The sequence below is a fragment of the Bradyrhizobium sp. USDA 4538 genome, from assembly GCF_024171045.1.
In the GTDB taxonomy this organism is placed as follows: domain Bacteria; phylum Pseudomonadota; class Alphaproteobacteria; order Rhizobiales; family Xanthobacteraceae; genus Bradyrhizobium; species Bradyrhizobium australafricanum.
Map to the genome: position 1 here is coordinate 2,510,647 of NZ_JALJZE010000001.1, position 14,543 is coordinate 2,525,189.

Consider the following 14,543-nt stretch of genomic DNA (forward strand, 5'->3'; position numbering starts at 1 on the left):
ATGCAAGGGATGCCGGGCCGTCATGACGCGCCGAAAAAGCTCTGCTAGTCCCGTCATCTGGGGTGGCGCGACGGGCCGCGAGCTTTCGGATGTCTGACTCACCGGTCGTGCAACACACACACTGTCGTCCCGGCGCAGGCCGGGATCCATAACCACAGCTGGTCATGGTTGCGCGACGGTGGAACGACGGATCCCGTTCACGACACAAGCCGCGGCGTATGGGTCCCGGCCTTCGCCGGGACGACGAACAGAGAGAGACGAACAGAGAGAAATGCGGCCAGCTCCATCACCGGAGCGCGGAGGCCGCTCAGTGCAAGCGTGCCCACCCTGCACACCGCCCATCACGAATACGGATTGATCAGCTTCTGCTGCTCGGTGGCGTGATGGACCAGCAGGTCGATGAAGGTGCGGACCTTCGCCGAGAGATGATGGCGATGCGGATAGACAGCATTCATGGTGAGCTCGACCGGCCGGTATTCGGGCAGCAGGCGGACCAGTTGTCCCGACTCCAGCTCGTCGCGAACCAGGAAGCCGGCCGCGAGGAAGACGCCGACGCCGGCCAGCGCCGCGAGCTTCAGGGTTTCGCCGCTGTTGGAGATCAGATTTCCGGAGACCCGCACCGCGGCCGGCGTGCCCTTGCGGTCGGCGAAGCGCCACTCGTCGCCATAGGGGTAATTGGCGTGACGCATGCAGTTGCGCGCGGAGAGGTCGGCCAGCAGCGTTGGCTTGCCGTGCTGCTCGATATAGCCGTGCGAGCAGCACAGCACATGGCGCCAGGTCGCGATGGTGCGTACGATTAGGCTGGAGTCCGGCGGCGGTACCATGCGCACCGCGAGATCGTAGTTCTCGTCGATCAGATCGGCATTGCGCTCGCCGATCGTGAGATCGACCTTGACCTCGGGATAGGTGGCGAGGAACTCGGCCACCGCCGGCGACAGGAACTGGACGAGATGGGTGTTGGTGAAGATGCGCAGCGTGCCGCGCGGCACCGATTGCTGGGCGCCCGCGATGTCGTCGGCCTGCTCGATGTCGGCGAGGATCTGGACGCAGCGGTCATAATACGCCTGGCCGACCTCGGTGAGGCTGACCTTGCGCGTGGTGCGGTTGAGCAGCCGGGCGCCGAGCCGGTCCTCCAGCGACTGCACGTGGTTGCTCACCATGGTGGTGGACATGTTGAGCTTGCGGCCGGCCGCGGAAAAGCCGCCGGTGTCCACAACCCGGACGAAGGCGGTCAGGCTGGTCAGGCGATCCATGCGGCAAGGTCCGGATTATCAGCGCTGGCTTGATAATGCTTCCAGTTTTATCGGGATTATCACAGCGGGGAGGACATTGCATCTAAGGGGGCGTACTGGGCGCCCTTTCTGGAAGGACGCGAATGTTCGACCCGGAGGATGCCATGTCGACCACTACTTATGTCCCTGAACAAGCAACAAAAATCGGCCTCCGCCCGTCGCGGAAAACGGTCAAGCGGGTGGCGCTCGGGCTCGCCGCGATCATCGGCGCCGCCGTGGCAGCCGACTTTGGTTACGACTACGTCACCACCGGCCGCTACCTCGAAACCACCGACGACGCCTATGTGAAGGCCGACTCCACGATCATCGCCCCGAAAGTCTCGGGTTACATCGCCAAGGTGCTGGTCACCGACAACCAGCCGGTGAAGGCCGGCCAGCTGCTGGCCGAGATCGACGACCGCGATTACCGCACCGCGCTCGGCCAGGCCAAGGCCGATGTCGACGCCGCCAGCGCCTCGGTGCGCAACCTCGATGCCCAGCTCGAGTTGCAGCAGCCGATCATCGACCAGAGCACGGCCGACGTCACCGCCGCCGAGGCCAACCTGAAATTCGCGCAGGAAGAGCAGACCCGCTACGACGGGCTGATGAAGTCCGGCTCCGGCACCATTCAGCGTGCGCAACAGACCGACGCGGCGCTGCGCGCCAACACCGCGCAATTGCAGCACGCGAAGTCGGCGCTGTCGGCGGCCCAGCGCAAGGTCGACGTGCTGACCACGCAGCGCGCCCAGGCCGCAGCGCAGGTGGACCGCGCTCGCGCGGTCGAGCAGCAGGCCGAGCTCAACCTGTCCTACGCCCGGATCACCGCGCCGGTCGACGGCACGGTCGGCGCCCGCACGCTGCGCGTCGGGCAATATGTGCAGGCCGGCACCCAGCTGATGGCGGTGGTGCCGCTGGACGCGGTCTATGTGATCGCCAATTTCAAGGAGACGCAGCTGACCCATGTGCGCAACGGCCAGCCGGTCGAGCTCACGGTCGACAGTTTTCGCGGCACCACGCTGAAGGGTCATGTCGACAGCCTGTCGCCGGCCAGCGGCCTCGAATTCGCGCTGCTGCCGCCCGACAACGCCACCGGCAATTTCACCAAGATCGTGCAGCGCGTGCCGGTCAAGATCGTGCTCGACGATCGGAGCCTCACCGGCCTCTTGCGCCCGGGCATGTCGGCGATCCCGACCGTCAACACCAAGGCGACGGTGCTGGCCGAGCGCGAGGAGAAGCGGCGGCTGGCATCAGTGACGCGGGCGAACGGCGGATAGAGACTACGGTCAACGATAAGAGTGCGAACTTTCTTCGCCTCTCCCGCCTGCGGGGGAGGCCGACGTGCGCGTAGCGCACGGCGGGTGGGGGCTCTCTCCACGACACGACTCGCGGAGAGAGCCCCCACCCCGCCCTCCCCCGCAAGCGGGAGAGGGAGCCTGACAGGCGTGCCCACCTCACGAACTGACGGCTGGCAGATGAAGGATCTGCGTCGCGCGTCGTAACAGCGCCCGATTATCAACCGCGACAGAACAATCCTTCCAGTCTTTCCCGGATTATCGAAAGTGCCCGCCTAATACATCTTGCGTGTGTGAGCCAGAGAACACGCCGATGACCGCACTTCAGCCCACAGCCGACGCAGCGAACGCCGCCGCGCTCCCCACCCCCGCAGCGCCGGCGGCGCCGGCGATCCCCACGAAAACCTGGATCGCGGTGATCGGGGCGACGCTCGGCGCGTTCATGGCGGTGCTCAATATCCAGATCGTCAACGCCTCGCTCGCCGATGTGCAGGGCGCGATCGGCGCCGGGATCGACGACGGCGGCTGGATCTCGACCTCCTATCTGATCGCCGAGATCGTGGTGATCCCGCTCTCCGGCTGGCTCGCGCAGGTGTTCTCGGTGCGCATCTATCTGCTCACCAACGCCGCCTTGTTCCTGGTGTTCTCGGCGGCGTGCGCGCTGGCACAGGACCTGCCGCAGATGATCGCGCTGCGCGCCGTGCAAGGCTTCACCGGCGGCGTGCTGATCCCGATGGCGTTCACGCTGATCATCACGTTGCTGCCGAAGGCCAAGCAGCCGATCGGGCTCGCGCTGTTCGCGCTATCGGCGACGTTCGCGCCGGCGATCGGCCCGACCATCGGCGGCTACCTCACCGAGAACTGGGGCTGGCAGTACATCTTCTATGTCAACCTGGTGCCGGGCGCCGTGATGATCGCGATGCTCTACGTCTCGCTTGACCCGAGCCCGATGAAGCTGTCGTTGATCCGCCAGGGCGATTGGCTCGGCATCATCACCATGGCGATCGGCCTCGCCGCGCTGCAGACCGTGCTGGAGGAAGGCAACAAGGACGACTGGTTCGGCTCGCCCTTCATCGTCCGCCTGTCGGTGATCGCGGCGGTCGCGCTGGTCGCCTTCCTGATCGTCGAGTTCACCGTGGAGAAGCCGCTGCTCAATTTGCGCCTGCTCGCCCGCCGCAATTTCGGCTTCGGCATGCTGGCCAACTTCCTGCTTGGCATCGCGCTGTACGGCTCGGTGTTCATCCTGCCGCAGTACCTGTCGCGCATCCAGGGCTACAATGCCGAGCAGATCGGCATGGTGCTGGCCTGGACCGGGCTGCCGCAGCTCGTGCTGATCCCGCTGGTGCCGCGGCTGATGCAGCGCTTCGACCCCCGCATCATCATCGGCGTCGGCTTCGCGCTGTTCGCCGGCTCCAACTTCATGAACATCTTCATGACCAACGACTACGCCACCGACCAGCTGTTCTGGCCCAACATCGTCCGCGCCATCGGTCAGGCGCTGGTGATGGCGCCGCTGTCGGCGGTTGCGACCGCGGGCATCGAGCTGGAGAACGCGGGCTCGGCCTCCGCGCTGTTCAACATGATGCGCAACCTCGGCGGCGCGGTCGGCATCGCCGTGCTGCAGACGCTGCTGACCAAGCGCGAGCAATATCACTCCAACGTGCTGATGCAGTCGGTCTCGCTGCTGGAACAGGCCACGCGCAACCGGATCGAGCAACTGACGCAGTATTTCATGAACCACGGCGTCGCCGACCAGGCCGCGGCCGCCCACCGCGCAATCGCGGCGATCGGCAAGGTCGTGCAGAAGCAGGCCTACATCCTCGCCTTCAGTGATACCTTCTATCTGCTCGGCGTCGCGCTGATCATCGCACTCGCGGCGACACTCTTCCTGAAGAAGCCGGGCCAGCTCGCTGGCGGCGGTGCGCACTAACCCAAACCACAACCACGGAGAACGACCCCATGAAGCCCCGTATGAACTTCTACCAGGCCGCACCCGAGACCATCAAAGCGCTGGTCGCGGTCGAAAACCAGATCGCCGCGAGCGGTCTCGAGCAATCGCTGATCGAGCTGGTCAAGACCCGCGCCTCGCAGATCAACGGCTGTGCCTATTGCATCAACATGCACACCGAAGACGCCCGCAAGCATGGCGAGACCGAGCAGCGGCTCTATTTGCTCAACGCCTGGCGCGAATCCCCGCTCTACAGCGAGCGCGAGCGCGCGGCACTGGCCTGGACCGAAGCGCTGACGCTGGTTGCGGAGACGCATGCGCCCGACGCCGACTATGAAGCCGTGCGCGCCCAATTCTCGGACAGCGAGCTGGTCAACCTGACCACGCTGATCGGCGCGATCAACGCCTGGAATCGGATCGCCATCGGCTTCCGCGCGGTGCATCCGGTGAAGGCGAAGGCGGCGGCGTGAGCAGCGCGGACGATCCATCCCCATCATCCTGAGGAGCCTGCGCAGCAGGCGTCTCGAAGGATGCACGGCCACAGACGGGCCGTCGACCCTTCGAGGGCCGCTGAAGAAGCGGCCACCTCAGGGTGACGGTGCCAAGGCGATGCGCAGACCGTAGGGTGGGTTAGCCGAAGACGTAACCCACCATTCTCTCCGCGGTGAGCAAAGTCGGTGGGTTACGCTGCGCTAACCCACCCTAGGCAGTGTCAAACCGCCGTCGCGCGGGCGAACTCGACGTAGATCTCGCGCAGGCGGTCGGTGATCGGGCCGACCTTGCCGCCTCCGACCTTCTTGCCGTCGATCGCGACCACGCCCTGCACGAACACAGAGGCGCTGGTGATGAAGGCTTCCTTGGCAGCGAGCGCTTCCTCGATCGTGAAGGCGCGCTCCTCGATGCGCAGCTGGCGTTCCTCGGCGAGCTTGACCACCGCCTTGCGGGTGCAGCCGGGCAGGATCTCGTTGCCGTTCTGCCGGGTCACGATGACATCGTCCTGGGTGACGATGAAGGACGAGGACGAGCCGCCCTCGGTGACCTTGCCGTCCTCGATCATCCAGGCTTCGCCGGCGCCGGCCGCGGCGGCCGCCTGCTTGGCCAGCACCTGCGCCAGCAGCGCCACGCTCTTGATGTCGCGCCGCTCCCAACGGATGTCGGGTACCGTGATGACGTTGATGCCGGTCTTGGCCGAGGGCGCGTTGATGATGTCCTTTTCCGAGGTGAACATCACGAGCGTCGGCTTGACGTCGGCCTTCGGGAAGGCGAAGTCGCGGCCCTTGTCGGCGCCGCGGGTAACCTCGAGATAGACCATGCCGTTGACGAGGTCGTTGCGCGCAACCAGCTCCTTCTGGATCTCCTCGATCCGCTCCAGCGTCTCCGGCAGCGCGAGCTGGATCTCGCCGACCGAACGCTTGAGCCGCGCCAGATGCGAGGCGTTGTCGATCAGCTTGCCCTCGAGCACCGCCGCCACCTCGTAGATGCCGTCGGCGAACAGGAATCCGCGGTCGAAGACCGAGACCTTGGCCTCCGAATGCGGCACGAACGAGCCGTTGACGTAAGCGATCTTTTCCACGCGAGTTCTCCTGCGGACGAAGGGGGTTTCAGGCCTTCGTATACGCAAATTGTTAACGGGGGAAAACCCTGTAGCCGCCGTCATTCCGGGGCGATGCGCAGCACCGAACCCGGAATCTCGAGATTCCCCGTACGCAATTGCGCACCTGCGGTCTGGTCCCTCGGACCATCCCGGAATGACAGCCAGGCCCTCCACGTCATTGCGAGCGAAGCGAAGCAATCCATAGCGCCGCCTACGCGGATGGATGGATTGCTTCGTCGCTTCAGCGCAAATTGCCTTGCAATTTGTCGCGAGCTCCTCGCAATGACGGAGGGGCGTCCGGCGCTCCCCGGCCTCAGTGCTGCAGGATCTTCGACAGGAACTTCTGCGCGCGGTCGCTGCGCGGCGTGCCGAAGAAGTCGGCCTTCTTGGCGTCCTCGACGATCTCGCCACGGTCCATGAAGATGACGCGGTCGGCGACCTTGTTGGCAAAGCCCATTTCATGGGTCACGACCATCATGGTCATGCCCTCGCGGGCGAGGTCCACCATGACGTCGAGCACCTCGCTGATCATCTCCGGATCGAGCGCCGAGGTCGGCTCGTCGAACAGCATGGCGATCGGGTCCATCGCCAGCGCGCGGGCGATCGCGACGCGCTGCTGCTGGCCGCCGGACAGCTCGGCGGGAAACTTCTTGGCATGATCCTTCAGCCCGACGCGCTCCAGAAGCTTCATGCCCTTGGCGGTGGCGTCCTCAGACTTGCGGCCGAGCACCTTCTCCTGTGCGAGGCGGAGATTGTCGATGATGCGCAGATGCGGAAACAGCTCGAAGTGCTGAAACACCATGCCGACGCGCGAGCGCAGCTTCGGCAGGTCGGTCTTGGGATCGTTGACCTTGACGCCGTCGAGCGTGATGTCGCCACCCTGGATCGGCTCCAGCGCGTTGACGCATTTGATCAGGGTCGACTTGCCCGAGCCGGACGGGCCGCAGACCACCACCACCTCGCCCTTGGCGACGCTGGTGGTGCAGTCCTTCAGCACCTGGAAGCTCGGCCCGTACCATTTGTTGACGTGGTTGATCTCGATCATGATGGCTCAGCTTTTTTGTTTAGGCATGACCTTGTCGGAAAACCGGTTCCCACTTTTCCGGGTCATGCCTCAGCGAACGATGGCAATGCGCGCCTGCAGGCGGCGAACGCCGTAGGACGCGATACAGGAAATGACGAAGTAGACCAGCGCGGCGAATAGATACATTTCGACCAGGCGGCCGTCGCGCTGCGCGACCTTGCTGGCGGCGCCGAGGAAATCCGGGATCGACAGCACGTAGACCAGCGAGGTGTCCTGGAACAGCACGATGGTCTGCGTCAGCAGCACCGGCAGCATGTTGCGGAACGCCTGCGGCAGCACGACGTAGCGCATCGACTGCGCATAGGTCAGGCCGAGCGCGCTGGCCGCGGCCGGCTGGCCCTTCGAGATCGACTGGATGCCGGCGCGCATGATCTCGGAGAAATACGCCGCCTCGAACGCGATGAAGGTGATCAGCGAGGAGGCGAAGGCGCCGACCGTGATCGGCCGCGACGCGCCGGTCAGCCACTGCCCGATATACGGCACCAGGAAGTAGAACCAGAAGATCACCAGCACCAGCGGCAGCGAGCGGATGAAGTCGACATAGAAGCCCGCGATGCGCCCGAGCACCTTGTAGCTCGACAGCCGCATCAGGGCGATCAGGGTGCCGAACACCAGGCCGCCGAACGCTGCGAGCGCGGTCAAGGTCAGCGTGAAGCGCATGCCCTCCAGGAACAGGTAGGGCAGCGAGCGGCGGATGACGTCGAAATCGAAACTGCCGATCATCGTCATTTGCCCGTGATGTAGCCGGGGATCGCGACATAGCGCTCGAGGAAGCGCATCGCGGTTACCACGACGAAATTGAGGAGCAGGTAGAGCACGGTTGCCGCCGTGAACGCCTCGAACACCTGGAACGAGAATTCCTGCATCGAGCGGGCCTGGCCGGTCAGTTCGATCAGGCCGATGGTGATGGCGACCGCACTGTTCTTGATGGTGTTGAGGAATTCGGAGGTCAGCGGCGGCAGGATGATGCGGAATGCCATCGGCAGCAGCACGTAGCGATAGGTCTGCACCGTGGTGAGGCCGAGCGCGGTCGCGGCCTGCTTCTGCCCGCGCGGCAGCGAGGTGATGCCGGCCTGCAATTGCACGGCGACGCGCGCCGACATGAAGAAGCCGACGCCGATCGCGGCGGTCCAGAACGGCGCATTCGGCAGTTGCTTCAGCCACAGCCCGGCCGACCGCGGCAACAATTCGGGCAGCACGAAGAACCACAGGAACAGCTGCACCAAGAGCGGCATGTTGCGGAAGAACTCGACCCAGCAGAAGCCGATCCACGACGCGGTCCGCGACGGCAGCGTGCGCAGCACGCCGATCACCGAGCCGGACACCAGCGCGATGATCCAGGCCAGCACCGACACCTTGACGGTGACCACCAGCCCCGACAGCAACAGGTCGAGATAGGTGCCGGTCCCCATCGGGTTCGGCTCAAGGAAGATGTGCCAGTTCCAATTGTAGTTCACAGGTCCCCCACGCGGCCGTGCCGGTCACGGCATTACGCCGGCATCGCGCGCGGCGTCTATGCAAATGTCCGGCCATTCTCCTCCAAAAATGGCCGGACATGCTAACTTTCAGGACCCGCTCCCAAAAGGGACGACGGGTCATACACAGCGGTCAGTTGACCAGATAGGCATCCGGATCCGGAGAGTCCGACGGCTTCGCAAACTGCTTCTTCATCTCCGGTCCAGCCGGCGAGTTGAGATTGAGGCCCTTCGGCGGGATCTTTTGGGTGAACCACTTGTCATAGATCTTCTGGCCCTCGCCGCTGGTGTAGAGCGCGGCGGTTGCGGCGTCGACGACCTTCTTGAACGGCGCGTCGTCCTTGCGCAGCATGATGCCGTAGGGCTCGGGCTTGGAGAACGCGTCCTTGGAGATCACGTAGTCATCCGGCGACTTCGAGCCGGCGACGAGGCTCGCGAGCAGGATGTCGTCCATCACGAAGGCGACCGCGCGATCGGTCTCGACCATCAGGAAGGCCTCGGCATGATCCTTGGCCGGGATGATATTGACGCTCAGCCCGCGCGCGAGGTTCGCCTCGGTGAGCTGCTTGATGTTGGTGGTGCCGGCGGTCGAGACCACCGTCTTGCCCTTCAGATCGTCGATCGAATTGATCTTGCTCGCCTTCTTGGTGACGTAGCGGCTGGCGGTCAGGAAGTGGCTGTTGGTGAAGGAGACCTGCTTCTGGCGCTCGGCATTGTTGGTGGTCGAGCCGCATTCGAGGTCGACGGTGCCGTTGGCCATCAGCGGAATACGCGTCGCCGAGGTCACCGGGTTGAGCTTGACCTCGAGCTTGTCGAGCTTCAGCTCCTTCTTCACGGCATCGACGATCTTGTAGCAGATGTCCATGGCGTAGCCGACCGGCTTCTGGTTGTCGTCGAGATAGGAGAACGGGATCGAGGAGTCGCGGTAGCCGAGCGTGATCGCGCCGGTGTCCTTGATGTTCTTCAGCGTGCCGGTCGGCTCCTGGGCTTGCGCCTGGCTCGCGCCCAGCGCGGCGGCGAGCGCGAAGCCGATCAGATAGTTGCGTGTCATACGTCTACTCCTTGCGTGGAAACGGTCGTTCTAGTGCGTGAGAATATCAGCGAGGACGGGTGCGATATAGCGGCGAAACTGTTCCGGATTCTCGCTCATCGGAAAATGACCGAGCTGCTCCATGATCGTGACGCTGGCGCCCCCTATTGCCGCTGCCGTCCGCCTCGTGTCCTCAGGCGTGCAAGAGAAATCATACTCGCCCGTAAGCAGATAGAGGTTGCATACTTTAGTCTCGATTGACGCGACCCGGCCGCGCAGGTCGCCGTCGACACGGTAGAAATACAGGTCGCCCTTGAACACGCCGGGGCCGCCCTGCTTGTAGGCCCACAGCGTTTCCATCCGCGCAGGCTCCGGGCTTTGCGGGGCGATCAGCCCGGACACCAGCGCGGCGCAGACTTCGCCGCCGTGAACGTCCGGCCGGTTCAGCCAGTTGGTGTCATACCACGGCGCCTGGAAATCGGCAGCCTCGAGCCCGATCAGCGCGCGGAACTCGGCGGCATATTCGATCGCAAGGTTAAGCACGATGCGGCCGCCGATCGAGCAGCCCATCACGACAGGCTTCTCCAGCCGCAGCGCACGGCAGAAAGCGCGGATGGTCTCGGTGTAGCGCGCTGTGGTGAGTTGGTATTCATCGCCGGTCCAGCTCATCGGCGGATTCGACTTGCCGTGCCAGGGCATATCGAAGGCAATGATGCGGAAATTTTCGGCAAATTGCGCGTCCGCGAGCAGATAGCGCCACTGCCGCGCATCCGATCCCGCGGTGTGCAGGCAGACCAGCGGAATGCCCGTGCCGTTCTCCTCGAAATAGATGCGGTGCAGTTCGCCGCCGATCTCGACGTGAACGTAGCGGCCGACCATCGGCTCGATGTGACCGTCCATGATCTTGCCGCTCATGATACGGCCGCCGCGAAATGCTGCCGCGGCAGCGCCAGCAGGTCCTTGAAGTATTGCAGATGCGCCATGAAGGGATGCAGGTCGCCTTCCAGCACCGCCTCGCCGCGCTTGGTCAGCGCCAACAGATCGTGCCAGCCGGGCTTCGGCTCGGCCTGCCAATAGGCGGCCCAGGCCTGCGGCGTCGCGCGATAGGAAAACCGCCAGGAGCGCATCAGGACCGGCGAAGGCTTAAGCTCGACGATGCGCCCGGCGCGGATCGCGGCGTGAAACGGCCGCGCCATCGGGCCGATCAGGCAGTCGCAATCGAGCAGCCGCCCGCGCGCAACCAGCCGAGGGGCCTCGTCGAGCAACGCGGGAAGGCCGGCAAACGCCCTCGTCACAGCGTCGTCGGTGGCGTCAGGCGATGGCGTCATCTGTCGGGCGGCGTTCCTGCAGCGGGCGGCGCCATGATGACGGCAAGCGCGCAATCCCGCAAGGCGCCGAGGCCTTTGGGTTCCCTTGATTATTCGCTTGACCAAACCCGGCTTGCCGGTCAGGCGCGCACACCCCGCGCCCTCCCGGCACATTGCCAGGAACGGCCAATCCGTCCGACCAAAGGCCGATTGAATTCCGCGGCTCGGCAGGTCGCGCCAAATCGCGGCAGACCAATTGTCGCAGCCGGCGCTTCGAGCGCAATTCGCGCTTCCGTTGCCCGCCCCGTTCTGTCCAATGCGCTCGGTCCCAGCATGACAGGGACGATCATTGCCAACACCGAACAAGACGCGGCCGCGATCGAACGCGGTCATAAGGGAGAGATCGAGATGTCGCACCGCAATCGCTTGATGGTCCTGCTCGCCGCCGCCGGCATGCTGGTGTCAACAGCGGCGCTCGCGCAGGACTATCCGACCAAGCCGATCACGCTGATCGTGCCATGGCCGGCGGGCGGCTCGACCGATATCTCGATGCGCGCGATCGCCGAGAGCGCCTCGAAGGTGCTGGGCCAGCCGATTGCGGTCGACAACAAGGCGGGCGGCGGCGGCACCGTGGGCCCCGCCACGATGGCCGCCGGCGCCAAGCCCGACGGCTACACCATCGCCCAGATCCCGATCACCGTGTTCCGCCTGCCCCTGATGCAGGAAGTGTCGTGGGATTCGGCGAAGGATTTCTCCTACATCATTCACCTCACCGGCTACACCTTCGGCGTCACCACCAACGCGGAGTCGCAGTTCAAGACCTGGCAGGACGTAGTCGATTTCGCCAAGAAGAACCCGGGCAAGGTGACCTATGCGACGCCCGGCACCGGCACCTCGCTGCATGTCGGCATGGAGCAGATCGCCCTGATGGCCGGGATCAAGCTGACCCAGGTGCCGTTCAAGGGCGGCGCCGAGACCAATGCGGCCGTGCTCGGCCAGCACACCATGCTGCAGGCGGATTCCACCGGCTGGCGGCCGCTGGTCGATGCCGGCAAGCTCCGCCTGTTGATGGTGTGGACCGGCGCGCGCTCGCCGAACTATCCGGACGTACCGACGCTGAAGGAGCTCGGCTACCCCATGGTCTATGACTCGCCGTTCGGCATCGCCGGCCCCAAGGGCATGGACCCCAAGATCGTCGCCAAGCTGCACGATGCCTTCAAGAAGGCGATCGAGGACCCGGCAGTGATCGCGACCCTCGCCAAATACGACATGGTGCCGAACTACAAGAACACCGAGGACTACAAGAAGTTCGTGGGGGAGGTCACCGAGTCCGAGCGCAAGGTGATCGACACGCTGGGGCTGGCGAAGAAGTAGAGAAATCGAGTTAGGCTCACCACGAGCACAGGCGTCATCCTGAGGTGCGAGCCGCACTTGCGGCTCGCCTCGAAGGATGGACACGGGCACCGCCGCCCTTCGAGGGCTACGCTGCGCTCCGCCACCTCAGGACGACGGTGATCTAAAGGCCGCTTCCCATGACAGACCAAACCAACGTCAAATTCCGCCTCAACAACTCCGAGCTCTGGGGCGGGCTGATCGGGCTCGGGCTCGGCGCCTTCGTGATCTGGTCGGGCCTCAAGCTGAAGCTCGGCACCATCAACGATCCCGGCTCCGGCTACGTGCTGTTCTACACCGGCATCCTGATGTGCGTGTTCGCGGCCTCGATCATGATCGCGGCGGTCACCGAGGGCGGCCCGACCTTCGCCTCGCGCTGGGAGAATGCGCGCTGGGGCAAGCCAGTGCTGGTCATCGTCTGCCTCACCGCGTTCGCCTTTGCGCTGGAGCCGCTCGGCTTCCTGTTGTCGGCGATCCCGCTGATGCTGTTGCTACTCCGCGTGATCGATCCGGTGCGCTGGTCGCTGGCGATCCCGCTGTCCATCCTTGCCCCGCTCGGGATGTGGTGGGTGCTGAAGCACCTGCTCGCGATCCAGCTGCCGAGCGGCATGTTCGAGATCGGTTGAGCGCCCATGGATACTCTCGTCAACGTCGCCCACGGCCTCGGCGTCGCGCTGCTGCCGATCAACCTGCTCTACTGCTTCATCGGCGTGTTCATCGGCACGCTGGTCGGCGTGCTGCCCGGCATCGGCCCGATCTCGGCGATGTCGCTGCTGCTGCCGGTGACGCTGTCCGGCACGCCGGAATCCGGCATCATCATGATGGCCGGCATCTATTACGGCTCGATGTATGGCGGATCGACCACCTCGATCCTGGTCAATATCCCCGGCGAAGCGGCTTCCGTCGTCACCTGCATCGACGGCCACCAGATGGCCAAGCAGGGCCGCGCCGGCCCCGCGCTCGGCATCTCCGCCTTCGGCTCGTTCATCGCCGGCACCTTTGCGCTGATCGCCCTGATGCTGGTGGCGCCCTCGCTCGCCAGCGTCGCGATCGCGTTCGGGCCGGCCGAATATTTCAGCCTGATGGTGCTCGGCCTGGTGGTGCTGACCTTCCTCACCCAGGGCTCGATGGCCAAGGCGCTGCTGATGGCCTGCATCGGCGTCGTGCTCGGCCTGGTCGGGCTCGACAGCATCACGGCGCAGCCGCGGCTGACCTTCGGCCGCCTCGAGCTGATCGACGGCATCGGCCTGGTGCCGGTCGTGATGGGCCTGTTCGGCGTCGCCGAGGTGCTGCTCAACACCGAGCAAGCGATCAAGCGCGACATCATCAAGACCAGGATCAACCAATTGCTGCCGAGCAAGGAGGACTGGAAGGCCAGCGCCGGACCGGTGGCGCGCGGCACGGTGCTCGGCTTCTTCCTCGGCATCCTGCCCGGCGGCGGCGCCGTGGTGGCATCGTTCGCCTCCTACGCGCTGGAGAAGCGGCTCTCGAAGCATCCGGAGCGCTTCGGCCACGGCGCGATCGAGGGCGTCGCGGGGCCGGAATCGGCCAACAATTCCGCGGCCGGCGGCGCCTTCATTCCGCTGATGACGCTCGGCATCCCACCGAACGTGGTGATGGCGCTGCTGCTCGGCGCCTTCGTGATCCACGGCCTGCAGCCCGGACCGTTGATGATCTCGCAGAACCCGACGCTGTTCTGGGGCATCGTCGCCAGCATGTATATCGGCAACCTGATGCTCTTGGTGCTCAACCTGCCGATGATCGGCATGTGGGTGCAGCTGCTGCGGCTGCCCTACAACGTGCTGTTCCCGCTGATCATCCTGTTCACGATCATCGGCGTCTATTGCTCCAGCAACAACGTGTTCGACGTCCACGTCATGATCGCGTTCGGCGTGATCGGCTATTTCATGCGCAAGCTCGGCTACGAGCCGGCGCCGCTGGTGCTCGCCTTCGTGCTCGGGCCGATGCTGGAGAACAATCTGCGCAAATCGCTGATCCTCTCGCAGGGCGACCTCATGACCTTCGTGGAGCGGCCGATCTCGGCGATCTGCCTCGCCTTCGCGCTGGTGCTGCTGGTCGGCCCGCTGCTGCCCTCGCTGCGCAAGAAGCGCGAGCTGGTGGCGCTGGATGAGGGGGCGTAGGAGAGCGAG

At 64.8% G+C, this 14,543-nt stretch carries 14 protein-coding genes; 6 read left to right on the top strand and 8 right to left on the bottom strand.

The window, feature by feature from the left end; all coding sequences use genetic code 11:
- Positions 1-341 precede the first annotated feature (341 nt).
- Positions 342-1,253 carry a LysR family transcriptional regulator gene (locus tag J2R78_RS11045; RefSeq protein ID WP_057015472.1) on the bottom strand — a complete coding sequence of 304 codons (912 nt, stop codon included), beginning with the start codon at positions 1,251-1,253 and terminating at the stop codon, positions 342-344.
- Between the two features lie 143 nt (positions 1,254-1,396).
- Here J2R78_RS11045 and J2R78_RS11050 point away from each other — a divergent pair, with 143 nt between their 5' ends.
- The 3 genes from J2R78_RS11050 (at position 1,397) to J2R78_RS11060 (ending at position 4,981) form a co-directional block, all read left to right on the top strand.
- Positions 1,397-2,545 (top strand): HlyD family secretion protein, encoded by a 1,149-nt coding sequence (locus J2R78_RS11050; RefSeq protein ID WP_253604354.1) that lies wholly within the window; start codon positions 1,397-1,399, stop codon positions 2,543-2,545.
- A gap of 331 nt (positions 2,546-2,876) precedes the next feature.
- Complete coding sequence (locus tag J2R78_RS11055) at positions 2,877-4,493, top strand: MDR family MFS transporter (RefSeq protein ID WP_253604355.1); 1,617 nt, start codon at positions 2,877-2,879, stop codon at positions 4,491-4,493.
- A 29-nt stretch (positions 4,494-4,522) separates the two neighbouring features.
- Positions 4,523-4,981 carry a carboxymuconolactone decarboxylase family protein gene (locus J2R78_RS11060; protein WP_028332972.1) on the top strand — a complete coding sequence of 153 codons (459 nt, stop codon included), beginning with the start codon at positions 4,523-4,525 and terminating at the stop codon, positions 4,979-4,981.
- Positions 4,982-5,223: 242 nt separating this feature from the next.
- Here J2R78_RS11060 and J2R78_RS11065 read toward each other — a convergent pair whose 3' ends face one another.
- From J2R78_RS11065 to J2R78_RS11095, 7 genes are all read right to left on the bottom strand, one after another.
- Positions 5,224-6,084 (bottom strand): D-amino-acid transaminase, encoded by an 861-nt coding sequence (locus J2R78_RS11065; RefSeq protein WP_028332971.1) that lies wholly within the window; start codon positions 6,082-6,084, stop codon positions 5,224-5,226.
- A gap of 334 nt (positions 6,085-6,418) precedes the next feature.
- On the bottom strand, positions 6,419-7,150 hold the full coding sequence (locus tag J2R78_RS11070; RefSeq protein ID WP_057015476.1) for an amino acid ABC transporter ATP-binding protein: 732 nt from the start codon (positions 7,148-7,150) through the stop codon (positions 6,419-6,421).
- A 69-nt stretch (positions 7,151-7,219) separates the two neighbouring features.
- Entirely contained in the window at positions 7,220-7,912 is a 693-nt protein-coding gene (locus tag J2R78_RS11075; protein ID WP_225162205.1) for an amino acid ABC transporter permease, read from the bottom strand.
- 2 nt (positions 7,913-7,914) lie between these two features.
- Entirely contained in the window at positions 7,915-8,646 is a 732-nt protein-coding gene (locus J2R78_RS11080; protein ID WP_253604357.1) for an amino acid ABC transporter permease, read from the bottom strand.
- Between the two features lie 151 nt (positions 8,647-8,797).
- Positions 8,798-9,715 carry an amino acid ABC transporter substrate-binding protein gene (locus tag J2R78_RS11085; RefSeq protein WP_057015477.1) on the bottom strand — a complete coding sequence of 306 codons (918 nt, stop codon included), beginning with the start codon at positions 9,713-9,715 and terminating at the stop codon, positions 8,798-8,800.
- 30 nt (positions 9,716-9,745) lie between these two features.
- The gene (locus J2R78_RS11090) at positions 9,746-10,609 is read right to left on the bottom strand and encodes an alpha/beta fold hydrolase (protein ID WP_253604359.1); all 864 of its coding nucleotides are present in this window, start codon (positions 10,607-10,609) and stop codon (positions 9,746-9,748) included.
- Positions 10,606-11,022: a hypothetical protein gene (locus tag J2R78_RS11095; protein WP_253604361.1), complete on the bottom strand. Its 417-nt coding sequence runs from the start codon at positions 11,020-11,022 to the stop codon at positions 10,606-10,608. Before J2R78_RS11095 ends, J2R78_RS11090 begins: the two co-directional genes overlap by 4 nt.
- Positions 11,023-11,409: 387 nt before the next feature.
- On the opposite strand from J2R78_RS11095, the gene J2R78_RS11100 reads away from it, so the two are divergent.
- The 3 genes from J2R78_RS11100 to J2R78_RS11110 all read left to right on the top strand — a co-directional run bounded on the left by J2R78_RS11100 (position 11,410) and on the right by J2R78_RS11110 (position 14,534).
- Entirely contained in the window at positions 11,410-12,375 is a 966-nt protein-coding gene (locus J2R78_RS11100; protein WP_253604363.1) for a tripartite tricarboxylate transporter substrate binding protein, read from the top strand.
- 158 nt (positions 12,376-12,533) lie between these two features.
- A complete protein-coding gene (locus J2R78_RS11105; protein ID WP_028332964.1) occupies positions 12,534-13,019 on the top strand; it encodes a tripartite tricarboxylate transporter TctB family protein in 486 nt (161 codons plus the stop codon).
- Positions 13,020-13,025: 6 nt separating this feature from the next.
- The gene (locus tag J2R78_RS11110) at positions 13,026-14,534 is read left to right on the top strand and encodes a tripartite tricarboxylate transporter permease (RefSeq protein ID WP_028341157.1); all 1,509 of its coding nucleotides are present in this window, start codon (positions 13,026-13,028) and stop codon (positions 14,532-14,534) included.
- The last annotated feature ends 9 nt before the right edge of the window (positions 14,535-14,543 follow it).